The following is a 24,193-nucleotide window of genomic DNA, read 5'->3' as shown; positions in this document are numbered from 1 at the left end:
ACAGTCCCGGCTTACAGCCGTATCTGCCCATTCCCCCGGATCATCCACTTCTCCGTCACCAGCTTCTCCAACGCAAAAGGCCCCCTTGCATGCAGCTTCTGCGTGGAAATACCGATCTCTGCACCTAAACCCAGCTCCTCTCCATCCGTAAATCGGGTAGAAGCATTGGTATAAACAGCCGCAGCATCCACCTCCGCAAGAAACCGCTCGCATTGCCGCTTATTCCTGGATACAATAGCCTCCGAATGACGCGTCGAATATTCCCGGATATGCGCCAGCGCCTCGTCGATATCATCCACCACCTTGACAGCACACTTCAAACTCAGGAACTCCCGCGCAAAATCATCCTTACGGGCCCGCCTTAAATAAGGATACCCCTTCAGCAGCCCGTAAGCCACAGGTTCTGCAAATACCTCCACGCCGTATTCTTCCAAAGGACGCCGTAGCTTCCTGAAAAAGACCGCTGCCACCTTGCGATCCACCAGCAAACTATCCATCGAATTACAGACCGAAGGTCGCGACACCTTGGCATTTACCACGATGTCCACCGCCTTATCCAGGTCTGCCTCCTTCTCTACATAAACATGGCATACCCCGGCGCCCGTCTCGATCACAGGTACACGGCTGTTCTCCCGGACGTGACGGATCAGTGCATCCGAACCCCGGGGGATCAGCACATCCACCCACCGGGTGGCGGTAAAAAGCTCCTGCACCGTTTCCCGCTCCGATGGCAGCAATGTGGCACAATCCGGATCGATCCCATTCGCCTTCAAAGCTTTCTTGATAAGCCCGATGGCCACTTTATTGCTCTGACTGGCATCCTGACTGCCCTTCAGCAGACAGGCATTGCGACTGCGGAGACACAGCGCAGCTATATCGAAAGTAACATTGGGCCTGGACTCATAGATCGCCCCTACCACCCCCAGCGGCACTGAGACCTTTCTCACCAGCAGCCCATTGGAAAGCTTTCGCTTATCCAGCAGCCGCCCCGTAGGATCCGGCAGTCGGCTCACTTTCCTTATACTGGTTGCAATAGCACGGATCCGCTGCTCATTCAGCATCAGCCGGTCATTACGAGGGTCGCCAGGGTCCTGCCTGGACAGGTCCTGCGCATTGGCTTTCAGTAAGGCAGGAGCCTGCTCCACCAGGTCGTCCGCAAGCGTCCGCAACGCACGCTGTATCTGCCGCTCGCCGGCGCCACGCAGGGAAACACCCGCCTCATAAGTTTTCTTTATCAGCGTTTCGATCTTGCTCATTCTTATTCAATTGTCCCCTAAAAAATTACAATATCATCCGCATGCGCGGCCACGACATTCTTCCTGCTGAGGTTGGCAGCCACCTCTTCAGCCCCCATCTTCGCCTTCGCTACCCCAATGATATTCTCTTCCTCATCTATCAATTGCACCACCTCTCCCGGTGTGAACTTGCCCTGCACCTTACGAATACCCACACTTAGCAGGCTCTTGCGGAGCGACAAAGCCCTGGCCGCCCCCTTGTCCACGAAAATACTGCCCAGGGTGATCGAACCGCTGGCCAGCCATTTCTGCCTCGCTTTCAGATTCGAAGCCTGTGGCCGGAAGGATGTACCCGTCCTGCCTGCCAGGGCATCCGTAAAAGGAGCCTTGCCGCCAAGCCCGCAGATCACTACCTTAATACCCAATGAATTGGCCAGCCTGGTAAACGTCAGCTTGGACAACATTCCCCCCAACCCCAGACTGCTCTTGTCCGTCCGGACATAGCCGAGGATCCTGCCATCCACCTTATCCACCCTGGGAATGATCTGTTGGTCCGCATCCATAAAGCCTCCCACGGAAGTGCAGATGATCAGCGCCCCGGCATCAAAGCCGATGGCCGTCAACGTAGCCAGCTCATCATTGTCGGAAAATTTCAGCTCCACATTGCTCACCAGGTCATTCTCATTCATGATAGGTAAGACGCCATTCTTCCAGAACTCTTCAAAGGTCTCCTTCAGCTGAAGGAAACGGGGTCGGCTGGAGAAATGATGCCGCTCGCATAAGGCCTGCGCCACCGGTATGCCATACGCGGAAAAGTGTTTCTGGTAATGACGAATGAGGATAGGATTGCCCACGGCCGCGGCAGCCTTTCGTTCCGTCAACGTTCCTTTATAATGCTGAAAAAAGCTACGTCCACTGCCTACGGCGCCGCTGGACACCAGCACGATCCGGTATTGACCCGATAAGGACGCCACCTCTGCCGCCACCTTCTTTATGATGGATTGTACGATGATCCCTTTCTCATCCGTGATCACCGCGGTACCCAATTTAATGACTAACACCGGCTTTTGCATCCGCAAATTTACCGGATTACCCATTGAATATTATCTAATTCTTCCCCTGTTTTTGCATTACCATCACCCCATTCATGATAAATGTAGTCCCTCCCGCAGCCACTATATTATACACCCGCTGCATCCCCCCGGCGCTTTCCTCCTTATTCCAGACAGTGAAGATCCCATCAGGCGACAACACCTTGTCCCCCATCTCCAGCTCCCCCATCTTCTTCTCACCCCGCGGGGTCAGCAAAGGATGATTCGGCGTGGCCTGCAATATCCTGGATGAAAGTCTCACCATCCGCCCGTCCTCGCGGGCCGACACCAGCAATAGCCGCGTAATGGCATAATTCTTCACTTCATGCACGGTCAATTCCTTTACAGTGACCGCAGTTGCCTGCCCCGTTGCCGGGTCGACAGTGACTACAGCATCCCCAGCCTTCACATCCCTGACCGTCCGCTTGCTGCCATCAGCCATGGACACCAGCATATCACCCGGAAAACAAATATCATTGCCATAAGTGCCCGCTTCCCTTTCCCTCCCCTGTCCTCCGCCGGCGTCTGCCGCCCTGTACAGCTGAAAACCCAGCTCACGCGAAAGCACATAGGATAGCTTCAGGACAAAATTCTTCTCCTCCTTGTCGATGGCGTGAATGTCCTCGAAATACTTTTCCCAGACTTTGCCGTCGGCCTTAAACCCGGGCAAACACGCCATATAACGCTTCCCACTCTCCGTCGTATAAAAGATCACCGTACCCAATTCCGCCCGCCCCTCTTTGCGGATCAGCTTATACAGATCGATCCGCTTCTTCAATCCATCATCCCCCGTAATAAAATACGGCTTACCAAAATCATTGCGGTCCAGGATATAGGTGTTCTCGAATTTAACATAGCTGTCCTTGTCCAGGTCACCGGGTGAGAACGTTTTTGCTTTGTCATATTCAGCCATGGTCAACGCCTTCCCCGCCGTTGAATCCTGGGCCGTAAGTAGAAATGTATTTCCGGTCATCAGCAGGATGACCATACATAAATGCTTCATGTAAAAGTTTTAAGATAATTCCTTAAATGCGGCGGCAAAAGCTTCCATCTCATCCATTCGGCCGATGCTGACTCGACACCAGTTGTTGCTGTTGTTCAGTTTCCAGGACCGCACACCCACTCCCCGCTTCATCATCTCCGATACAAAATGTTCTCCGTCCATTTTGATAGGGAAGAGCACAAAATTAGTATGGGACGGGATATACGTATATCCTTCTTTCTTCAGGACCTCATATAGATAGTCCCTTGACGCCAGGGTCTTTTTCAACGCCTCCTGTAAAAACTCCTTGTCGCCGTAGCTGACAATGGCAGCCTGCAGCGAAGTGGCGGAAATAGACATGGGGCCCTCCGTATAATTCTCCAGCTTTTTCACCATCTCCGGCTGCGCCATGATATAACCTACCCGCAGTCCGGCAAAACCATGCAGCTTACTAAAGGTCCTGGCCACGATGATATTTTGACCCGCCTTCACACCTCCCACCATCGTCATACCTGCAGGGTCCTCCATATAGTCGATATACGCCTCATCCACAAATACCGTCACCCTTTTCGAAACACGTTCGCAAAAAGCACGGAGCTTTTCCGCATCCACCACCGTACCCGTTGGATTGTTCGGATTACAGATATACACCAGTCCCGTATTGCCGTCAATTGCTTTCTCCATGGCATCCAGGTCCAGTGTATACTCGTTTGTCAATGGGACCTTGATCCATTTCTCATTAAACCGGGCGGCTTTGGAAGGCAGGTCCTCGTATGATGGATCGCCCGAAATGATATTTCCTCCGGGTTTGCTGAAATAAATGGCCGATGCCATCAGCAAAGGACTGCTCCCCGCACCCATGAGGATATTCTCCGGCTTGATACCTTCATGATCCGCTATCTGCTGATATATGTTCTGAAGGAACATAAAAGGATATTGATAGCTTTTCGGCATCGCGTCCATAATGGCTTTCTTCGCCTTGTCGGAAGGTCCGAAAGGATTCTCATTGGCAAACAATCGGGCCTTTAGTTCCGGGGGAGCATTCAAGGCAATTTCACGCTCCGTCCAAACCTTCGATCCCGCAACAGTCATCCCGCTTTCCGGAAAGACCTCTCCACCTTCGGAATGATAAAGAGGGCTCGCCTGCGCCTTTCCCAAAAGACCGCTGGCAATCGGCAGGCCGCCTGCTAAAAGGGCGCCCGTTCTGAGTAATTGACGACGACTGATCTTGTTGCCCATAAGAGTATATTTTGGTAGTAGTTAAATGATCATTGCTTCGGGTAGCTCATCGTCTGCCCCGTAACCCGGGCATGCAGGTCGGTCACCACACTACGGGCCGACGCCAACGCTCCCGCCATCCACGCGTTCAGATACGTGAGGTGCTCCCCCGCAAAATACACCTGCTTATCAGGGACCAGCAACGCCTTATAAAGCGATTGCCTTTCCTCCGCTGAATACAAAGCCCAGCCCCCCAGGCTATATTTCGTCTTGTGCCAGCTGACAGAGAAAGAGGTTTCGAATTCCTGCCTGTATTGAGGATGGATAAGGCTGCCCTTTTCAAGTGCCAGCTGCTCCCGCTGCGCATAGGTCAGCTCCCCGGTAGCCCGCGCCTTCTCATTAAAGTTATAATATCCTATCAGGATTCCCTTACCGCTCAAGTAATCATAGGAAGGATAAAAGATCTGGGTAAGCTGATTATTGGTATGCGTGATCCCTCCGTAGATATGTTCGTCCTCCTCCCAGAACCGGCGCTTGAACTGCAGCCCGATCTTGCCCGTATTCATATAGACAATGGAATCGATGGCGCGGCTGGCATCGGAAGAAAAATTGTGATCGATGTTGCTAAGCACAGGCAGCGGGATCGTACAGATGCAGAAGTCGGCCTCCAGGCTCCTCCCGGCCCCACGCTCCGCGTATACCACCCTGACCCCCTGCTCCGTATTATGGATGGACCTCACCTCGGCATTGAACCTTATCTGCCCGGCCAGCCTTTTTTCAAAGGCCGCTGCAATCCGGTCCATGCCTCCCACCGCCTGGAACAGCGTCATCTGCAGCTCGTAAGTATACTCCGCGACATTGTAAAAATCAGGGTCCATCAACCCCGACGCAAGCAGGTCCGACAATGCATGCGGGTCAGCGATCCTTCCCGCCTTCTCTCCTGCACCCGGCGGCTCTATATAACCACGGCGGGCGGAAGCCTTGTACAGCTTGTCGATATCCAGCCCCCCTTCGGCCCTTAAATATTCTATGATCTTTTGCGCATCTTCCTTGCCCATCTGCGCATCTATCCTGCCCCCGTCCATCCCCTTGGCCAGCAGCTCACATAACCAGCCCCGCACATCATTGTGCACTTCCCGCATCCGTATCTTCTTATTGGATAAAGGTCCCTTCCCCTCACTAAAATAGTAAGCAGCCTCATTTACATTATTGTACACCTGCACAGGAATACCCAGTTCTTTACAATAGTGAAGCGTAAGAGCATGATGATGAGGGATGCGTGAAGGTCCGGCGTTGAAATATTGTCCTTCATCGAAGTTCGCCGTCTGAAGGGGTTGGCCGGTCTCGGTATTGGCAGATCCTCTGCGGATGCTCCAGCAACGCCCGCCGGCCCTTTCCCTGGCTTCCAGGATAGTGCAGCGATATCCCAGCTTGCCCAGCTCATAAGCTGCAGCCATGCCCGCCAGCCCGGCTCCCAGGATCACCACCTGCTTCCCCTGTCCGTCTCCTTCCAATGAAAAAGGATGAGCCGGTGCGCCGGGTAAGAACCCCATAGCCATCATGGCCGGATAAGCAGCGCCCGCCAACGACCCTGATCGGGCCAGGAATTCTCTCCGCGTTAGTTTTCTCAAATGGTTAAACCTTATAATGTATCAAATACATCTAAATTTAACGCTTAAATCTCGAATTCAGACCGGGGAAATCAATCTTTTTATGACATTAGCCACCAATACCAGCTCGCATGTAAGGGCCGTCCCGGTGGAAGAATACATTTTACTTTCCGTACCTTTCCCTGAGAAATATATCCCATGCTGCTGCGTATTGCCGCCATCCTCACCCTCCTGGTCTCCGGGACCCCGGCCGCCCACGCCCAAAAAGGGGGGCCTGACCGCCCCTGGTGGAAAAGCGCCATTGTCTACCAGATCTACCCCCGCAGCTTCAAAGACAGTGACGGCGATGGCATCGGCGACCTGAAAGGCATCATCTCCAGGCTTGACTATATAAAAAGCCTCGGCGTCACCGCTGTCTGGCTTAATCCCATCTATAGTTCCCCCAACGACGACAACGGCTATGACGTCAGCGACTACCGCAACATCATGAAAGACTTTGGCTCGATGGAGGATTTCGACGCGCTGTTGAAGGGCCTCCACACCAGAGGCATCAAATTGGTCATGGACCTCGTCGTCAATCACAGCAGCGACGAGCACGTATGGTTCAGGCAAAGCCGCAGTGCAAGGAACAACCCCTATCGGAATTATTATCATTGGTGGAACGCGGAGAACGGCCGGCCCCCTTACAGGTACAGTCTCTTCGACATCAACCACGACGCCTGGATGTATGATTCCCTGACTAACGCTTATTACCTGCATTATTTTTCCCGCAAACAACCCGACCTCAACTGGGAGAACCCGCAGCTCCGCAAAGAAGTGTACGACATCATGCGTTTCTGGGCAGACAAAGGCATCGATGGGTTCAGACTGGACGCCTTCCAGTTCGCAGCAAAAGACACCACCTTCCCCGCTTTCCCCAAAGGCTTTGAAAAGAATTTCACCTTATTTTATGCCATGCAGGGCAACCTTCACGGCTATCTGCAGGAAATGAACAGGGATGTGCTGCGTAAATACGACGTCATGAGCGTGGCCGAAGGCGCAGGCAACTCTTTTGAAGACGCCCACAACCTGGTTGATGCAGATAGAATGGAGCTGAACATGGCCTATCCTTTTGACGGCGTGGACATCCCTAAGCTGAATGGATACAGCCTGCTGCATTTTAAAGAAGTGTTCAGCCGGTGGGACAGCGCCTTCGAAGAAAATGGCTGGCTATCCGTCTTTCTCGCCAATCACGATCAGGCCCGCATGGTGAGCAGGTTTGGCAATGACCATCCCGCCTTCAGGCAACTGTCCTCCAAAATGCTTTCCACCTTTATCATGACCATGCGCGGCACACCCTATTACTACTACGGCGACGAACTGGGTATGACCAACGCAGGCCTTGACAAGATCGAAGATTACAAAGATGTAGCCACCCTCAACGAGTACCGACACCTACATAACTCCGGCAAAGACGTAAAAGAATTTATGAAGAGCGCACGCTTTGGTGCAAGGGACAATGGCCGTACGCCATTTCAATGGGACGCCACCCCTCAGGCAGGCTTCACCTCCGGCACACCCTGGATCAAGGTCAATCCAAACTATATAACCATCAATGCCGCAGCCCAGGAAAATGACCCCAACAGCTGCCTGAATTATTTCAGACGGCTGGTCAGCCTGCGAAAAGACAATCCAATCCTGGTCTTCGGTAAATACACCCTGCTCGACAGGCGCAATCCTAACGCGTATGCCTACACCAGAACATTGGACAACAAGAAAATATTGGTCCTCTTGAATTTCACCAACAAGCCCGCGATCCCAAATACAGGCATTCACCTGAATAAAGCAAAACTGCTGCTGTGTAACTACCCCACATCTATTCATACTTCGACACTGCGTCCTTATGAAGCAGCCATCTATGAACTTCCATAACGAATCCGCCGGTCCATCGATCTACCCCAACCCCTTTAGCCCCTCCAGCAGCTTCCCCCCGTCCGGCACGCCCCATCCCGTCACCGCGTCATAACCCTTCCCCGCCGTATACCCGCCGATGGAGGCCGTAATATTGTTCCCGCTTGTAATATCCCTGCACCCACTCGCGCCCAATCCTCCCTGCTGATAAAGCAACGGCGTCAAATACCCCACTTGCTTACTCCCACCCAGGTTCTCATTGATCCTCGCCACCAGCGCCGCCCACAAAGGCGCCGAAGCGCTCGTCCCTCCGCTGGCCCCTCCCTGCCCATCCACCACTGTCCAATACCCCGTGTTTGCGCTGGCATCAGCCGCCACATCCGGGATCACCCGCCCATCGATAGCTCCCGGATTCACTGAGTTGATTTCCACATTTTGCCAGTCAGGCCTGGCAAAATGAACGCTCACCCCTCCTCCCGTACTCCCCCCATTATCCTGCCTTAGACCATCCCCATCTTTCCATGCCACCTCATTCACCTCGCCGTTTTTGCTTTTCCTAAGCGTGGTCCCGCCTACTGCCAGCACATAAGGACTGGATGAGGGAAAATCGACATGCGCATGTCCATCCCCCACCTGGTCATCCGACCCATCATCCCCGGCCGCCACACATACGGTGACGCCCAGCAACGCCGCCGCCTTCAACGTATCATTGATGGCATCGATAGCCCCCTCCGACCACGCGCCCTGCGCATCCTCCGCATATCCCCAGCTGATCGAGATCACCGACAGAGGATGCTCTCCATGGACCGCCGTATCCAACGCACTGATCCATCCATTCTCGTCAAAAGTGGAAAAATATACTACGATAGTAGCCGCGGGACAAATACCCCCTACCACCTCCACATCCAGCATGACCTCTCCTTCCGCCCCATCCCGCTGGTCGATCGGCGTCCCATTGACACTGACGGTCCTGACAACAGGCAACGACGGAATATTGGCATTCTTACAAAAAGTAACAAGGTCCTCCTCGAAATAGCCGCCCCCGAATTCCAATAACCCCACTGTCTGCCCCTTCCCGTCACCGGCCGGAAAACTGTAAATGGTCGCCAGCTCTGCCGGAAAAAACCAGCTCCGTGCAGCTGCCCTCCTCCCCGCAAGCTCTAACGACCGGGGCCGCTTCCGGCGAGGCCTCTTCTTCACCATCCGGCGGGTATCCAGTCCAAAAACGCCCACGACAATACTATCCAGCTCCGCCGGGACATGCAGGTTCCCGCGACGGCCACGGTAACGCTCCCCCTCAGACATATAATGCAACAACTTCAGTCCAAACACCTCCTCCACAACGTCGGCAGGCCCGCCCGCCTTGACACTGGCGCTTGCAAGATCCTCGCTCAGGATGGTAAGCCCCTGTCCGGCAAGAACAGTCCTCACTTTTTCCACATCTTCCGCGGATGCCCCATATTCCGCCTCCAGCTCCGCCCGGGAAAAGACCTTCCCAGGTCGACCGGAAGGCTCCGGTAATGCCTTCTTACGCCGCAGCTTTAAAGTGATCTCGATCCATTCTTCCGGCCCTGCCGATCCAAGGACCTTGGCCCCCGGCCTCACCTGACGGGCGCTGCCTGGCAACACCACATGGGATAGCTTTTTCATGTAATAATTTTTTATAAGATGACAACGGCCAGGGAGGATACTCAATTTACGAGTTTATAGCCTATAAAATTTATAGACTAACATTTTGCGTACATATACGACTTTACAAAAAGTCACCACCCATTATGGCTCAACCCTCCAACACAACCTCCGCAACCCTCCCTGAAAAACTTGCGCCGGGAATTACTTTCAAAACACTGCTCAGCGAAGATTGGGTCGCCTTCATCATAGGAGGAGCCGTCATCCTCGCCATATTGATGGTAGCCGGTCTTAATCCTGGTCTCAAATTCCAGGCGCCTGTCTATCAGTGGGCCAATAGCAGCGACCTTTTCTCCAAAGTGCTGGCCCCCTCCAATCTGCTTCTCCTGGCAGCCATCGGGCTAATACTTTTCCTCCTTGCCATTGCTGCAGTTTTCTTCCTGGGCGGCACACCCCGCCGCTTTGTCGCGGGATTCATCGTCATTTACTGCTTCGGCATCCTCTCCCTGATCATCGCGGGCAACAGCACCATCAGCTATATCGGTCTGGAATATGTCATATTTGGTCTCGTCATCGGCCTGCTCATCAGTAACCTGTCCGTTCTGCCGGAATGGCTGCGGGAAGCGGCCCGCTCGGAATTTTATATCAAAACAGGCCTGGTGATCCTCGGCTCCAGCGTACTATTCACAGATATTATCAAGGCGGGATTGCCCGGCCTTCTCCAATCCGTCATCGTCGTCAGCGTTGTCTGGTTCGCCGCCCTGTGGATCGCCCGTAAATTAAAAGTAGATGATGAATTTGGCGTGATCCTCGCCTCTGCCGTTTCCATTTGCGGCGTGTCCGCCGCCATCGCAGCCAGCGGAGCCATCAAGGGCGACAAACAAAAGCTCTCCTATGTCACCACACTGGTATTGATCGTTGCCTTGCCAATGCTGGTATTGCAGCCCTGGATCATCCGGTTCTTCCATATCCCCGAGATCGTAGGCGGAGCCTGGCTGGGAGGCACCCTGGATACAACAGCTTCCGTGACGGCCGCCGCTCAGCTCGTGGGGCCCGCAGCGCTAAAGGCGGGCGTCATCGTAAAATTCTCCCAGAATGTGCTCATCGGCGTGGCAGCCCTCATGTTGGCCATTTGGTGGACTTTTAAAAAGAAGGCCGCAAATATTGCCGGCGACGCCACAGAAGTCGAACGCCCCAGCGGCAAGGTCATCTGGGAACGCTTCCCCAAGTTCGTCCTGGGTTTTATCGTAGTCTCTATCTTATTCTCATTCTTCATTCCAGCCCCGGCAACAAAACAGGTAGGGGGCATCCTGAATGCGCTGCGCACCATCTGGTTCTCCCTTGCCTTCGTTTCCATCGGCCTGGAAGCCCGTTTTACCGATCTCGTTAAATTGAATGGTGGGCGGCCGGCACTGGCATTCATAGGAGCCCAGCTGTTCAACATTGTCTGGACCCTCCTTTGGGCCTATATCTTATTCGACGGCAGGTTCCTGCCTATTCCTGACCTGAAGTAAAATATTTCACCGTCACTCCCGCCGGCAACGCAGGCTGATAAGCCTGGAGCGATCTCTTCAACCCCGGCGCCCCACCTTTGTCGATCGAATAGAATGACACCACGCTGTCGCCGCAAATAATATTATCAGGGATAGACCACGTGGCTACTTTATTCCATTTGGACAACAGCTCGTTGGAGAACCAGCTGTCGTAAATCACGGCGACCTGTGCATGCTCCCCTTTACAAAGGCTGTCCAGGAACTGCGGTGTATAATAGTTGTTCCGCTTGCTCCGGGTCACCTGGATATTGGCCAGCCCATACAGGTCCACATTCTTTTCCTTCTTGAAATATGACACGGCGCCGATGTCATTGGCCACCGCCACCGCATTATTGTAATATTTACCGAGAAATTGCGCCATTTGATATTGCTGCTCATAAATATTGTGACAGGCCCGGGGTGCCGTATAGAACGCCTCGCCGCTTCGCAGGAAGAAAGGGATCAGCAAGACGAAAATGACCACCCACAGCGACAAAGGGTATTCCTTCAGCCGCAGCCTGATCTCCGCCATATATTTATACAGCAGCACGGACAATAACACCAGCGAACATAAAATGAGATAGGCTTCATACCGGTAAAACCAGCCCACCGCCGCCAGGCACACCTGTAAAAAAAGAGCGGTCGTAATGATCAGCAGCAGGTAGCCATAATTCATCGATTGCCTGATCTGCCGGCTCAACAGCAGCCACGTCAATGGTAATATTAGCAGCAGATGGTGCACCGCCACATTCGTCATCGTGCCGGCAAGGCTTAGCTTTTTGAAAAGGATCCGGCCAAAAAAACGGGCAACGCCGGAAAGGGACATTTGTATTCCATCCGACTTCATGAGCACCGAATTGGGGAGAAAATAGCTTCCCTTCGAAAGGGAATAAAGACCAAATAGGAGCAAAGGCAAAAAGGACACGGCGCCCAGTAAAAAAGCCGGCCCGATCCTTCGTTTATATAATAGGATAAGACACACCATCGCCACAAGGAATAGCCCCTCATACCGGATAGCACAGGCTAAAAATCCCCATAGATAGGTCTGCCAGGGCACTTTTCCTCCTGCACCGCCGCCCGGTCCGGCCATCCAATCCGCAAATCCAAAAATAAAAAGAAAGGAAAAAAGACATTGCAGCGTATGCTCCATGCCGCTGATGATCAGGACGGGCAAAGGCACCAGGATAATGACTCCCAGCAAGGTCAGCAGCTGTGCCCCGGCCCCTACGCCCTGCTTCAGCAGCCAGCGCTGGACCACCACCACCAGGACCGTCCCGGCAACGATATTAACGATCAGCGGGATAAATATATTGACGGAGAACACCTTGAATAATGCCGCCAGGATCAGTGTATACAGCACCGAAGAAGACGCCGATTCAAACTCATGGGGCGAAATGCCCCAGGTCCCCTGAAAAGCCAGCATTTTGGCGACGATCATATGAATGAACGGATCATCCAGGGGATACATAAAGGAGCCGCCTGTGCGGCGGCTGACCATGTAAACAATATAGGCAGTAAGTACGAACAGGACGGCCAGGGCTAAGGGTAAAACTAGGAATGGCCGTCGGGTCAGTAACGGTGCGCTTAACTTCATATTACAAAATAAAGCTTTAAACGTATATTACTACCAAACAATTACATGAGAGACCATATTTACATCGCCCCCCTGTTCTGTCTGCTTATAACCTGCGCCCTTGCCCATGCCCAGCCAGGCCTGTCCTCCATCCGGGAACAGGACGTCCGGAAAGACCTGTTCAATATGGCGGATGACCATTTCAGAGGAAGGGAAGCCGGAACCCTGGACGAGCTGAAAGTATCCATGTGGCTGGCAGACCAGGCAAAGGCCGCCGGACTGAAGCCGGCCGGGGATGACGGCACTTATTTCCAGTTCTTTTCGATGGCAAGAAATCGTATTTCGCCTGCCAGCCGCATCACCATCGGAGATCACGCGCTGTCCATAGGCCAGGATGTATTGCTGCCAGTCACCGCCCCTGCTTCCCTGGATGCCCCGCTCCTTTTCCTCCGGAAAGAAGACACCGCCCGGGCGGATGTCAGTGGAAAAGCAGTGGTCCTGGCAGCATCCCCGCAAGGCCTCGATCTCAATGTTTCCTTATCCATACGGAGATATCCTGCATTGATGGCCCGCCGTTATGCCACCTCCCTGATCTCGCGGGGCGCGGCTGCCGTGATCTTTATTGCCGACTCCCTGGCCGAAGGCGGCTGGGCGCTTAACAACTCTTATTTCAGCCGGGGAAGCTACGATATCCCCGGAGGTCCGAACGAACATATTCCTCCCAGATCCCCCATATTATGGCTCCATCATGATGCACTGGATTGGATACGGCAGCCGGGCCTCTCCCTGCATGCCTCCCTCTACGTCCAACAATTCGAATACCCCTCCGTCAATGTGATAGGCATGATACCCGGCACAGATCCCTCCCTTTCCAAAGAATATGTCCTTTTCAGCGGTCACCAGGACCATGACGGCATCCACCCCTTCCCCGGCACAGACTCCATTTACAATGGGGCGGATGACAACGCCAGCGTCAGCGTGGCATTGCTGGCGATCGCCCGGGCCTTTAATAAGGCGCCCGGCCGAAGGTCCGCCCTCTTCGTTTGGCATGGGGCCGAAGAAAGAGGACTATTGGGCTCCCGGTGGTATGCCGCACATCCTACTGTACCCGCATCTGCCATCACTGCCGTGCTCAACGGCGATATGATCGGTCGCAACACGGGGGACAGCGCCGCCTTGCTGGGCGTAGTCCCCCCACACCGTAATTCCACCGACCTGGTCAAAATGGCGCTTTCGGCCAACCAGCAAGGGCCCCGCTTTCTCCTCGACACCACTTATGACAAGGCTTCCCATATTGAAGGCTGGTATTTCCGCAGCGATCATCTCCCTTACGCCCGCGCCGGCATCCCCGCGCTTTTCTTTACTTCGCTGCTACACCCGGACTATCATACGCCCCGTGACGAAGCCAGCCGCATCGACACGAAAAAGGTCGCCAGGATCGCAGAATGGATGTATAGGACGGGATGGACAGTAGCCAATACGGATGCCCGGCCGGCGGTAGATCCGGGCTTCAGGCTGGAGCGGTAATTATTTCAGCCCCTTTTAAGCCCTATTCCCCGCCCGGCCGGTAGCTTTTTTCCACGTTCTTCAGCACGTCTTCTTTATAGAAAAGGACTTCCTTGAAATGCCCGCTCAGGTAGCCCTCCGCCTGATCCGAGAAATGCGGGGAGGCAGGGTTGCTGCTCTCTCCCCCCGTCACGATGGTCCTTGCATGCAACCGCTTCCCAAACTCCACGGCAGCGATAAAACTATTGCCCGAGTAGGCATACCTTTTTTTCACACGGGCCATGACCCTGCTTTGCACCGAAGGCAACGCCCCAAATGCTGACGGCACCAATCCTACAGGCAGGCTGGGGCGCCCATCATCATAAGTCTCCGCGATCTCACCGGTCAACCGCTGATAGCGGCATACTTCTCCCCATTCCACTTTCCAGCTGCCATACCTTTCCGTCAGGTCAGCTACCACAGCCAGCAGTTCTCGCAATTTTTGATCGGGCGTAACATTCCGGATCTCATAGTTCACATTATTCACTGCATACGAACCATCCTCCGGCAACTTTGCAACAGGCGCATATTTTGCCATTGCTGTCCCCCATTCAATAGCCAGCGTGGTGGCAACAGAATGAACGCCGGATCGCCTGTCCCATCCTTTCAATGTATCGATCGCCTCCTTTACAGATGCCTTATCCGCATCGCCCGCAGCCTCATACGCTTCGAACAGATCAGGCAACAGCCTGTCAAAGGCCGTCAGGTAGCTGTCATAGCCCTTTGCGATAAGACTGTCCAGCGTAAACCCCTTTGCCGAACCCAGCAGCCGGACGGCATTCAATGCCCTGAAATTCTCCCCGTCAGGTGCCATATAATACGGATAGTCCCGCCGGCTGGGACTGCTGCTCCCTGAAAGACTAAAGGGAGTGGAATTACAATTCTGCATCCACCCGGTGGCGGGATTATACACATGCACGATCTCGTCCAGCTCATGAAGCCCCTTCCATTCGGTGCCGGATATAGAGCCGTCTACAGGTTGCGACCAGTCATAGGCCGTATCCCTGCGAGGCATAAAGTTGCCATGCCAGTAAGCAATATTCCCCTGATCATCTGCATACACCGTGTTGTTCGTCGTATTAGCCCGGAGGTCCATTGCCTTCTTATATTCACCAAAGCTTTTTGCCTTCGTGATCAGCCACGCCTCCAGCAAAGCATTCAGACTACGGTTATATTCTTTCAGGCTCAGCCATTTCCCTTCTCTGCTGGCAACCACAGGTCCGTGATGGGTATATAGCCCTGTGAATGGTTTCGACAGGAGCTGCTCGTCCTTCTTATACCATACGGTAAAAGGCTTGCTGCTCACAGTCCTCGATCCGCCTTCATATTCATATATCCAACCCTGGCCTCCCCTGCTCACCTTCTCCCGGTATAGATCGGCAACATCCGCATAGCTCGAAGTATGCATCCAGCCACAGTGCGCATTGAACCCCTGGTAAATGAAGAATTGCCCCCAGGTGACGGCGCCGTAGGCATTCAACCCTTCCTCGCTCACCAGGTGTACCTCCATCCGGAAATAATAAGGGACATGCGGATTGATATACAGCAGTGCATTCCCGTTTGCCGTAAGCGCCGGTGCAATGGCAAACCCGTTGGAACCATGCTCCTTTTCATCCTCCTCCGATGGCCCGGGTTCCGGCTCCTGCTTCGATGGCAGTATCCCCCGGTCCTCCAATACCATTCTTTCAACAGCAGAAACATGCTCGACCTTCTTTGGCCTGAGCGCGCCGGGCGCCCCATACTTATTATAAAACGCCCACACCTCATCCGCCTTCACACCGCCCGTGCTGGTGGCGGATACGCTCCCATCCGTGAACATAAGCGCATACCATGGCTCCCAATGCCGCAACACCAATGGCTTCACCCCCGGATGTTTATAAAGATAATAGTTCACGCCGTCCGCAAATGCATCCAGCAACGCATGCATCCAGGCAGGGCTTTTCTTATAGTCCGCCACAGCCTGGGCGCTGTCATAGATCAGGCGCATCATCACGTCATTATGTAAAAAAGATTCCCCGTATGCCTCCGCCTGCCGGCCCAGCATCTCCAGGTAATTCTTCTCCACCCTGCGGAAATCTTCCTCGCATTCAGCATACATCAACCCGAATACAGCCGACGCATCCGTCTTACCATAAATATGTGGAATACCCCATTTGTCGCGTATGATCTGCACCTGGCGGGCTTCATGTTCATAACGCTGCACCTCTCCGGCGGAAAAGTCCTGGGCAACACCGGAATAGGCCGCCAGCAGCAACATCCAGAAAGGGATGTGTTTTCTCATGCCGCCAAGATACTTATTTCTTTTTACTCCGCCTCCTGTCCGATTCCGGTTCGGACGGCAGACTTTTTGCATAACTTTACCCCATGACGCAATCACCGGGCATCGCCCACTTACCGATACAAAAGATACGGGACACAGGTGTCCTGGATGCCATCGACGAACTGGCGATCGAAGAGCCGCTGGAGATCCGTCTTCAACACGGTCCTGCGGCAGATCGCCGGGAACAGAGCATTTCCATCACCATGCGTACGCCCGGCCACGACGTACAGTTGGCAACGGGTTTCCTGTTCACGGAAGGCATCATCCCTGACGCCTCCGCCATAGACATGGTCTCGACCTATACAGCCAACTCCATACTCGTCAGCCTGCAAAAGAATATAGCCCTCGACCTGGGGAAATTACAACGCCATTTTTACACCACCTCCAGCTGTGGCGTCTGCGGAAAATCTTCCCTGGAAGCCCTGCGAACGGTCTGTCCACCACCTTCAGGGGCAGATTGGCAAATCGATCCGGAGACCATTCACCTCCTGCCCGCACAGCTTCGCCTGCAACAAGAGCTGTTTAGCTCCACAGGCAGCCTCCATGCCGCGGCCCTCTTTCACAAACAAGGAGATTACATAACGTTAAAAGAGGACATTGGCCGTCACAATGCCCTGGACAAGCTCATTGGGTCCAGCCTGCAGGAAGACATGCTCCCTCTTTCCAACCATATCTTATTGTTGAGCGGACGGGCCTGCTTCGAACTGATACAAAAGGCAGCCATGGCTGGTATACACGTAGTCGCAGCTGTCGGCGCCCCTTCCAGCCTGGCCGTCCAGCTGGCGCAGGAATATAATATGACCCTTATCGGCTTCCTGAGGGACCAACGCTTTAATATATACGCAGGGGCCCACAGGGTCCGGATCTGAATAAACCAATAGACATGTCCGAAGAGAAAGATCATCCCGAAAAAGCAGAGAGCCCCGATCAGCTAACCAACCTCCACACCGGCGATGTCAAAACAAAAGCCGTAGGCCTTCCCGCCATCGTGGCCAGCTTCCGGTATGCCATCGGTGAAGCAGGCCTTGCCAGAGGATTGAAAGCCCTCGCAAAGGTCAACCAGAAGAATGGCTTCGACTGCCCCAGCTGCGCCTGGCCCGACCCGGACGACGAACGCTCCGGGATTGCCGAATATTGCGAGAATGGCGCCAAGGCCATAGCCGAAGAGATCACGACCAAAAAGCTCACAGGAGACTTCTTTGCCAATAATTCCGTCTCCGCCCTTTCAGAACTGTCGGACTACCATCTGGGCAAACAAGGACGGATAGCCCAGCCGGTGTATCTTCCCAAAGGAGCTGGCCATTACCAGCCTGTCTCCTGGGACGAAGCATTCCAAAAAATAGCCGCATCCCTCAATTCCCTGGCTTCACCCGATGAAGCCATCTTCTATACCTCCGGTCGCACCAGCAACGAAGCAGCCTTCCTCTACCAGCTCTTCGCACGCGCCTTCGGTACCAACAACCTCCCCGATTGCTCCAATATGTGCCATGAGTCCAGTGGGGTCGCCCTCACCGAGACCCTGGGCCTCGGTAAAGGTTCCGTAACCCTGGACGACCTTCACCAGGCTGAGGTCATCATCATCATGGGACAGAATCCAGGCACCAATGCCCCCCGCATGCTGACAGCCCTTGAAAAAGCAAAGAAGAATGGCGCAAAGATCATTTCCATCAATCCCCTTCCCGAAACAGGATTGATGGCCTTCCGCAACCCCCAGCATGTAAAAGGCATCCTGGGCAGCGCCACCCCGCTCACCGACCTGTTCCTGCAGATAAAGCTCAACGGCGATATGGCCCTCCTGCAAGCCATCGAGCTTCTCCTCTGGCTCGACGAGGAAAGATCGCCCGGCTCCGTGTTCGACCATACATTCATTCAACAGCACACGGAAGGTTACGACGCCTTTATCCAACACCTGCAGCGGGCATCCCTTCCTGACCTGGCTGCCGCCTGTGGCATCAGCATTCAGCAAATAGGAGAAGCCGCCGCTTTCCTGAAAGACAGCAGGAAGATCATCGTTTGCTGGGCCATGGGGCTTACCCAACACAAAAATGCAGTGGACTCCATAAAAGAGATCGTCAATCTGCTCCTGCTGAAAGGCAGCATCGGCAAACCTGGCGCAGGCACCTGCCCGGTACGCGGCCATAGCAACGTACAGGGCGACCGCACCGTAGGTATTTGGGAAAGCCCAACGGAAAAGTTCCTGGATGCCATTCAGGAGACGTTTGGTTTCCCCCCGCCCCGCCGGCACGGCTACGACGTGGTCAATGCCATCAAAGCCATGCACGAAGGCAAGGCAAAGGTCTTTTTCGCCATGGGCGGCAACTTCCTTTCAGCCACCCCCGATACCCTATACACCGCAGAAGCCCTTCGCAGATGCCGCCTCACCGTACATGTCTCAACCAAGCTCAACCGCAGCCACCTGATCCACGGTGAAGAAGCCATCATCCTGCCCTGCCTCGCCCGCAGCGATAAAGATTCCATGAATGGCGAAGACCAGTTCGTATCCTGCGAGAATTCCATGGGCGTCGTCCAGGCATCCAAAGGGATGTTGTCCCCCGTATCCAGCCAACTGCTGAGCGAACCCGTCATTGTCTGCCGGCTGGCTAAAGCCACCCTCGCGGGGAAGCCCCCCATCGACTGGGATAAATATCTGCACCATTACGACGCCATCCGCGCCGACATCGAAAAGACGATCCCGGGCTTCGAAGCATATAACAAAAGAGTACGGGAACCAGGCGGCTTCTACCTTCCCAACGCACCCCGTGAAGGGAAATTCACCACACCATCCCAGAAAGCACAGTTCAGCATCGTTCACCCTGACCATATTACCCTGGCCCCGGGCGAGCTCATGATGATGACCATCCGAAGCCACGATCAGTTCAATACCACCATTTACGGAATGGACGACAGGTACCGGGGTATTTACAATGAACGAAGGGTTATCTTCCTCAATGAAAGGGACATGCATGAACAAAACCTCCAAAAAGGCGATATTGTAGACATCACCAGCCATTACAACAACGTCGAAAGGATCGCTCACCGCTTCATCGTCGTCCCTTATTCCATCCCGGCCGGATGCGCAGCCACCTATTACCCGGAGACCAATGTCCTGGTCCCCATCGACAGCGTGGCGGAAAAAAGCAATACGCCGGTGTCAAAACTGGTGATCATCCGTCTGACAAAGGAAATCCAATAATAAAACGACGCGGCGCCTAAAAAGGCGCCGCGTTTGAACATTTATGTAAATCCTAAATTCTAATACTTAGCCGGTTCCCCCGGCTTTGGCAGCGAAGCCTTGATAAACTTCCTCAGATTTTCCGTGGATGAAGCCAGGTCCGGCTTCCGCAGATACATCATATGCCCGCTGCGATATCCCTCCCAATGCAGGCGATCCTTCAGCTTCCCGCTGGGGTCCAGCTGCCAGAGGCTGTACTTCGCATTGAAATAATCACAGGCCCCATCATAATATCCCGACTGTATCAGCAAATGCATAAAAGGGTTCTCCGCAATAGCCTGCCGGAGATTCTCACCCGTATGATCATTCTGGTTATTCCAGGGTCGCACAGGTCCGAAAAGATAGTACTGAAGATCCGTCTTATAATGCAGCTCTTCACGCAGGTACACATTCATCGCCGGCATGAAAGCATGATTCCAGGAATTGAGCTCCGCATTATAATCAGGCCCTTCTCCGGCATCCTGCATATCCAGACCGCGATAGCGCGAATCCAGCCTGCCCACCGTAAATCCCTTGTCCCTCAGCAGCTCCTTCCAGAAAAAATTCGCAGGCACGATCAGATTAGACTGCAAAAGGAATCTTTCAGACAACCCCGTATAACGCGACATCTTCACCGCCAGCTCTTTCTTCTTAGCCTCCTCCAGGAATCCGCCTTTTGCCAGGGCAGGTATCAGCTCATTCACGGTAAAATCCTCCACCTCCGGCAGCATCTCCGTAAGATCCTTTTTCTGCAGGTCGGCCGGTAGGGCTTTATGGTACCAGGCCGTAGCCGCATAATAAGGCACTCGCAGCGATGCCTTCACAAACTCGCTCCTTTCGATCCCCAACTCAGTAGGGGACACCAGCACCACGCCGTTCAGGTACATCCATTGCGCCTCCTGTAATTCCAGCGCAAGCCCCGACGCCCGGGTCGTCCCATAGCTTTCACCGATCAGGAACTTGGGGGAAGCCCACCGGTTCTTACGTGACACAAATGTCGCGATCCACTGCGCCAGGTATTTGATATCTTCATTCACCCCAAAAAAACGGGAAGTAGGAATGTCCTTGCTCACCGCACGGGAAAAGCCCGTATTCACCGGATCGAGATAGACGATATCAGCCACATCCAGGATAGAATTCGGATTCTCCTTTACGCCATAAGGCTGAATGGGAAAACCTTCGTCGTCGATATTCAGCCGGCGGGGGCCCGTATAACCGATCTCCATCCAGACGGAAGGAGTACCGGGACCTCCGTTAAAAGAGATCACCAGGGGCCGCGCAGCACGGTCCTTGACATCCGTACGTTCGTAATAAGTATAGAAAACCCCGGCAACAGGCTTGCCCTCTTCATCCCAGACAGGCATGGCGCCGGCCGTGGCATCATAAGGAACGCGCACGCCACCGATCGTGACCTCCGCATGCGTGATGACGGCAGAATCGATATTCAACGCCCGGCTTCCAACAGGCAGCTTTTCCACCGGAGGAGTAGGAGGAGCAGAAGGGGCGGCATTCCTTTGTGCATGGACGTTACCCCATCCGGCCATCGTAAGCGTAATTAGCAGTATACGGAATTTTCTCATATGTCTGTTTGACTCCTGCGAATATAAGGCATACTGAAAAACAACCCTTCATGTAGGCAAATATTAATCCCGGCTCACCATATATTAACCTACCCCATCGCGGGATCGCTGATACTATCCTTCCCGGTCTCTATCCTCCCGGCATATCTCCTCTCATACCCGTCGAATCCTTCTATCAGGACGCTGAGATCATACCACCCCGACTGCGCGCGCGCATCCAGCATAATAGAAGGACTGCCGCTCTCCGTTCCGCCTGCGCCCAGCTCTCTGGTTCTCAACTTGACGCCATAAGCATTATCCCTCACCTGGACCTTATAACCACGTCCCCCATCCGTATTCACGACGCGAAGAATGAGGCGGCCAGTCAGCCGCTGATCCTGGTTGAATTCATAATCCAGGTTGAAGACTACGGGCGGATCATCCTTGCTGCCCGCAAATGCCCGGTAAAAACCATTGGGGCCATGCACCCTGAGATCATATTTGCCATCTGTGAAAAGCCCCAGCGAAACATCATCCGTCAGCTGGTCTCCCGCGGCAACGGCATAATTCCTCACCGCCCACTCCTTACCACGAATATAGGCGGTGAAAGGACTGCCCGCTGAATGGTCGCCAAATGCCAGCTTGTCTGCATGCAGGTTAAGCGCAAGGGCATTCCTCTCTTCATTCAGATCAGCTTCGGCATATAGCTCATAAGGCAAGGCGCACGAAGGACGTGTACCCTTTTCCTGACCCGGCATCAGCGTCGATGCAGATCGGTCCCGCCGGATTTGCTCGATATCTTCTTTGGTCAGCTGCTTATATCCCGCCGGTAATTGCCGGAACTTCGCCTTATGGATGCCTTCCACCAGCTCGTTCTTCGCCAGGGGCTTCGGCGTCGGTATCCTCTCCCCATTATAAGGTCGGAACACGGAAGTAAGATCTCCGCACACTGTCCGTCGCCAGGAGGAAATATTAGACTCCACGATCGTCTTGCCGCTTTTATGACTGAGGAATTTCTCCATGAATTGAAGGATGGAAGTATGGTCGAACACCTGGGAGTTGACAAACCCGCCCCTGCTCCAGGGCGAGGCGATGACCAACGGCACACGATAGCCCAGACCGATAGGACCGCTCCTGGCATCTTCAGCCTTACAACGCTGCAGGTCCTGCTCCCGCGTCACCCACTCCACTCCCGTATCGATATTTTTAGACACCTTGCCCGTATCCTGCCGGGAAGGATCAGGCGCCGTAAAAGGAGGTACATGGTCGAAATAGCCGTCATTCTCATCATAGCAAAGAATGAAGATCGTCTTCTTCCAGACTTCGGGATTATGCGTCAGAATATCCAGCACCTCGGAAACATACCATGCCCCATACCAAGGAGAGCCGGGATGATCGGAGAAGTTCGCAGGCGGCACCAGCCACGACACCGTTGGCAGCTTGCCATTCCGCACATCCTGTCTGAACTGGTGCAGGACATCGCCCTTGGGCACCTGCATCTCCCGGGCGTTGTCACCGTCCTGGTAATGCAAGGTGGTCAGATTATGAAAATACAGGTCCTCGCTGTTACGGGTGAACGCCCTGGTATGCAGCGACTGCTGCCTTGGCGTCAGCTTATCGTAATGATCAGGAGTGATATGCTTTTGTTCCTTTTTCAAGACCTCTAAAGCCGATTTCTTTTCTTCCAGCTTTCTCTTCAAAAGATCATCGGAAGGCGACGCATCCGCCTGCTGCTGCAGCTCCGCCACCTCCTTGGTCGCCTTCTGTATCAACACGGGGATAAATGGCATATAAGCACGCGAGTACCGGACATTATATTGGGTAAACCACTCCAGGGGATTGTCCGTAAAATTCGCCAGCCAGTCTTCTTCCTCACCTTTGAAGGCAGGATGCAGACTGATCTCATTCTGGTAGACCCGCCAATCGATGCCATGGTCCTCCAGCCGCTCGGGAAAAGTGGTCCAGGATGCCTCTGTCCCATAATCTGTGTCCTCATTGCGTACCCGGGCCCGCGTAGCAGCATCTTGCTGGTCCCGGATCGTGCCTGTCCACAAATAAAGCCGGTTGGGAGTGGTGCCCGTCAAAGAAGAACAGAAGTTCTGGTCGCAGACGGTGAACGCATCCGCCAAAGAATAATAAAAAGGGATATCCCTCCGGTCATAATAACCCAGGGTCAACGGCATATGCTCGTACTCCCTGTTACCCGAAGGCTTTGCCTGCAGCCATTTATCGTACCTGCCCTCATTGCGGGCGTCAATTTGATTACTCCAGGAATGTGGCAGAGACCCCATCCAGGTGGCATTGGTATCTTTTATATCAAGGCGGAAAGGAGCATAGGTCTCCCCCGCTGCATTGGTCTGCAGCCATACAGGATTGCCGTCCGGCAGCTCAATGGCCCGGGGATCATGATAGCCCCGCACCCCCCGTAAAGCACCATAACAATGGTCAAAACTCCGGTTCTCCTGCATGAGGATCACCACATGCTCCGCATCCAGCCAGGTACTGCCCGTCGGCGGGTTGATGGCAAGGGCTTTCTGTATCGAAGCGGGCAGCACCCCCGCAATACCGGTGGCGCCCGCAATCATGGCCGCTTTTTTGATGAATTCTCTCCGACTATCCATTGTTTGGTAAGGGTTGTTAATGGGTAAATCTATGTAAAATAGCGCCAATACACACCATCCAGCAAATTATAGGTATTAAACAAATGTAAATTATACGAATGTCAGCCACAAAATCCGTGGAATTATTTCCACATTTTCCCGGGAATCAAAAAAATCACGCCCATTAAAAACATTTTG

The 24,193-nt window shown here is 53.8% G+C and carries 15 protein-coding genes; 5 read left to right on the top strand and 10 right to left on the bottom strand.

Translation table 11 applies throughout. The features are described from left to right. Nucleotides 1–11: 11 nt before the first annotated feature. Genes Q4E93_RS30710 through Q4E93_RS30690 form a run of 5 tightly spaced genes read right to left on the bottom strand, consistent with a single transcriptional unit; the run spans nucleotide 12 to nucleotide 6,157 of the window. Nucleotides 12–1,256, bottom strand: a complete 1,245-nt coding sequence (locus Q4E93_RS30710) for a glutamate-5-semialdehyde dehydrogenase (RefSeq protein ID WP_303591770.1) — start codon at nucleotides 1,254–1,256, stop codon at nucleotides 12–14. Nucleotides 1,257–1,273: 17 nt separating this feature from the next. Next, nucleotides 1,274–2,308, bottom strand: coding sequence for a glutamate 5-kinase (gene proB, locus Q4E93_RS30705; protein WP_303591769.1), 1,035 nt, complete (start codon nucleotides 2,306–2,308; stop codon nucleotides 1,274–1,276). Nucleotides 2,309–2,342: 34 nt separating this feature from the next. Further along, nucleotides 2,343–3,329, bottom strand: a complete 987-nt coding sequence (locus Q4E93_RS30700) for a Hint domain-containing protein (RefSeq protein ID WP_303591768.1) — start codon at nucleotides 3,327–3,329, stop codon at nucleotides 2,343–2,345. Between the two features lie 9 nt (nucleotides 3,330–3,338). After that, complete coding sequence (locus Q4E93_RS30695) at nucleotides 3,339–4,547, bottom strand: pyridoxal phosphate-dependent aminotransferase (protein WP_303591767.1); 1,209 nt, start codon at nucleotides 4,545–4,547, stop codon at nucleotides 3,339–3,341. 29 nt (nucleotides 4,548–4,576) lie between these two features. After that, a complete protein-coding gene (locus Q4E93_RS30690; RefSeq protein WP_303591766.1) occupies nucleotides 4,577–6,157 on the bottom strand; it encodes a flavin monoamine oxidase family protein in 1,581 nt (526 codons plus the stop codon). A 177-nt stretch (nucleotides 6,158–6,334) separates the two neighbouring features. Here Q4E93_RS30690 and Q4E93_RS30685 point away from each other — a divergent pair, with 177 nt between their 5' ends. Next, nucleotides 6,335–8,047, top strand: coding sequence for a glycoside hydrolase family 13 protein (locus tag Q4E93_RS30685; RefSeq protein ID WP_303591765.1), 1,713 nt, complete (start codon nucleotides 6,335–6,337; stop codon nucleotides 8,045–8,047). A gap of 21 nt (nucleotides 8,048–8,068) precedes the next feature. Here the strand turns inward: Q4E93_RS30685 and Q4E93_RS30680 are convergent, their stop codons facing one another. Further along, nucleotides 8,069–9,676: a S53 family peptidase gene (locus Q4E93_RS30680; RefSeq protein ID WP_303591764.1), complete on the bottom strand. Its 1,608-nt coding sequence runs from the start codon at nucleotides 9,674–9,676 to the stop codon at nucleotides 8,069–8,071. Between the two features lie 125 nt (nucleotides 9,677–9,801). Here Q4E93_RS30680 and Q4E93_RS30675 point away from each other — a divergent pair, with 125 nt between their 5' ends. Further along, a complete protein-coding gene (locus Q4E93_RS30675) occupies nucleotides 9,802–11,169 on the top strand; it encodes a YeiH family protein (RefSeq protein WP_303591763.1) in 1,368 nt (455 codons plus the stop codon). On the opposite strand, the gene Q4E93_RS30670 is transcribed toward Q4E93_RS30675, so the two are convergent. Further along, a complete protein-coding gene (locus Q4E93_RS30670; protein WP_303591762.1) occupies nucleotides 11,150–12,781 on the bottom strand; it encodes a DUF8728 domain-containing protein in 1,632 nt (543 codons plus the stop codon). The two genes, Q4E93_RS30675 and Q4E93_RS30670, sit on opposite strands and share 20 nt — an antisense overlap. Before the next feature lie 45 nt (nucleotides 12,782–12,826). On the opposite strand from Q4E93_RS30670, the gene Q4E93_RS30665 reads away from it, so the two are divergent. After that, entirely contained in the window at nucleotides 12,827–14,287 is a 1,461-nt protein-coding gene (locus tag Q4E93_RS30665) for a M28 family metallopeptidase (protein ID WP_303591761.1), read from the top strand. A 22-nt stretch (nucleotides 14,288–14,309) separates the two neighbouring features. On the opposite strand, the gene Q4E93_RS30660 is transcribed toward Q4E93_RS30665, so the two are convergent. Beyond that, on the bottom strand, nucleotides 14,310–16,586 hold the full coding sequence (locus Q4E93_RS30660) for a penicillin acylase family protein (protein ID WP_303591760.1): 2,277 nt from the start codon (nucleotides 16,584–16,586) through the stop codon (nucleotides 14,310–14,312). Between the two features lie 83 nt (nucleotides 16,587–16,669). Between Q4E93_RS30660 and fdhD the strand changes: the two genes are divergently transcribed. Continuing rightward, nucleotides 16,670–17,494: a formate dehydrogenase accessory sulfurtransferase FdhD gene (gene fdhD / locus Q4E93_RS30655; RefSeq protein WP_303591759.1), complete on the top strand. Its 825-nt coding sequence runs from the start codon at nucleotides 16,670–16,672 to the stop codon at nucleotides 17,492–17,494. Nucleotides 17,495–17,508: 14 nt separating this feature from the next. Then, nucleotides 17,509–19,818, top strand: a complete 2,310-nt coding sequence (locus tag Q4E93_RS30650; RefSeq protein ID WP_303591758.1) for an FdhF/YdeP family oxidoreductase — start codon at nucleotides 17,509–17,511, stop codon at nucleotides 19,816–19,818. A 59-nt stretch (nucleotides 19,819–19,877) separates the two neighbouring features. Here the strand turns inward: Q4E93_RS30650 and Q4E93_RS30645 are convergent, their stop codons facing one another. Both Q4E93_RS30645 and Q4E93_RS30640 read right to left on the bottom strand, forming a co-directional pair. Continuing rightward, nucleotides 19,878–21,416: a S10 family peptidase gene (locus tag Q4E93_RS30645; protein WP_303591757.1), complete on the bottom strand. Its 1,539-nt coding sequence runs from the start codon at nucleotides 21,414–21,416 to the stop codon at nucleotides 19,878–19,880. Between the two features lie 89 nt (nucleotides 21,417–21,505). Then, nucleotides 21,506–24,016 carry a phosphocholine-specific phospholipase C gene (locus Q4E93_RS30640; protein ID WP_303591756.1) on the bottom strand — a complete coding sequence of 837 codons (2,511 nt, stop codon included), beginning with the start codon at nucleotides 24,014–24,016 and terminating at the stop codon, nucleotides 21,506–21,508. Nucleotides 24,017–24,193 lie beyond the last annotated feature (177 nt).

The organism is Flavitalea plasmicola, assembly GCF_030546645.1.
GTDB lineage: Bacteria > Bacteroidota > Bacteroidia > Chitinophagales > Chitinophagaceae > Puia.
This window is presented reverse-complemented; position numbering and strand designations above follow the sequence as displayed.

What these genes read in the sequence shown, in the direction of transcription:
- Q4E93_RS30710 (WP_303591770.1), bottom strand. Translation starts at nt 1,256, where the DNA reads ATGAGCAAGATCGAAACGCTGATAAAGAAAACTTATGAGGCGGGTGTT.
- proB (WP_303591769.1), bottom strand. Translation starts at nt 2,308, where the DNA reads ATGCAAAAGCCGGTGTTAGTCATTAAATTGGGTACCGCGGTGATCACG.
- Q4E93_RS30700 (WP_303591768.1), bottom strand. Translation starts at nt 3,329, where the DNA reads ATGAAGCATTTATGTATGGTCATCCTGCTGATGACCGGAAATACATTT.
- Q4E93_RS30695 (WP_303591767.1), bottom strand. Translation starts at nt 4,547, where the DNA reads ATGGGCAACAAGATCAGTCGTCGTCAATTACTCAGAACGGGCGCCCTT.
- Q4E93_RS30685 (WP_303591765.1), top strand. Translation starts at nt 6,335, where the DNA reads ATGCTGCTGCGTATTGCCGCCATCCTCACCCTCCTGGTCTCCGGGACC.
- Q4E93_RS30680 (WP_303591764.1), bottom strand. Translation starts at nt 9,676, where the DNA reads ATGAAAAAGCTATCCCATGTGGTGTTGCCAGGCAGCGCCCGTCAGGTG.
- Q4E93_RS30675 (WP_303591763.1), top strand. Translation starts at nt 9,802, where the DNA reads ATGGCTCAACCCTCCAACACAACCTCCGCAACCCTCCCTGAAAAACTT.
- Q4E93_RS30670 (WP_303591762.1), bottom strand. Translation starts at nt 12,781, where the DNA reads ATGAAGTTAAGCGCACCGTTACTGACCCGACGGCCATTCCTAGTTTTA.
- Q4E93_RS30665 (WP_303591761.1), top strand. Translation starts at nt 12,827, where the DNA reads ATGAGAGACCATATTTACATCGCCCCCCTGTTCTGTCTGCTTATAACC.
- Q4E93_RS30660 (WP_303591760.1), bottom strand. Translation starts at nt 16,586, where the DNA reads ATGAGAAAACACATCCCTTTCTGGATGTTGCTGCTGGCGGCCTATTCC.
- fdhD (WP_303591759.1), top strand. Translation starts at nt 16,670, where the DNA reads ATGACGCAATCACCGGGCATCGCCCACTTACCGATACAAAAGATACGG.
- Q4E93_RS30650 (WP_303591758.1), top strand. Translation starts at nt 17,509, where the DNA reads ATGTCCGAAGAGAAAGATCATCCCGAAAAAGCAGAGAGCCCCGATCAG.
- Q4E93_RS30645 (WP_303591757.1), bottom strand. Translation starts at nt 21,416, where the DNA reads ATGAGAAAATTCCGTATACTGCTAATTACGCTTACGATGGCCGGATGG.
- Q4E93_RS30640 (WP_303591756.1), bottom strand. Translation starts at nt 24,016, where the DNA reads ATGGATAGTCGGAGAGAATTCATCAAAAAAGCGGCCATGATTGCGGGC.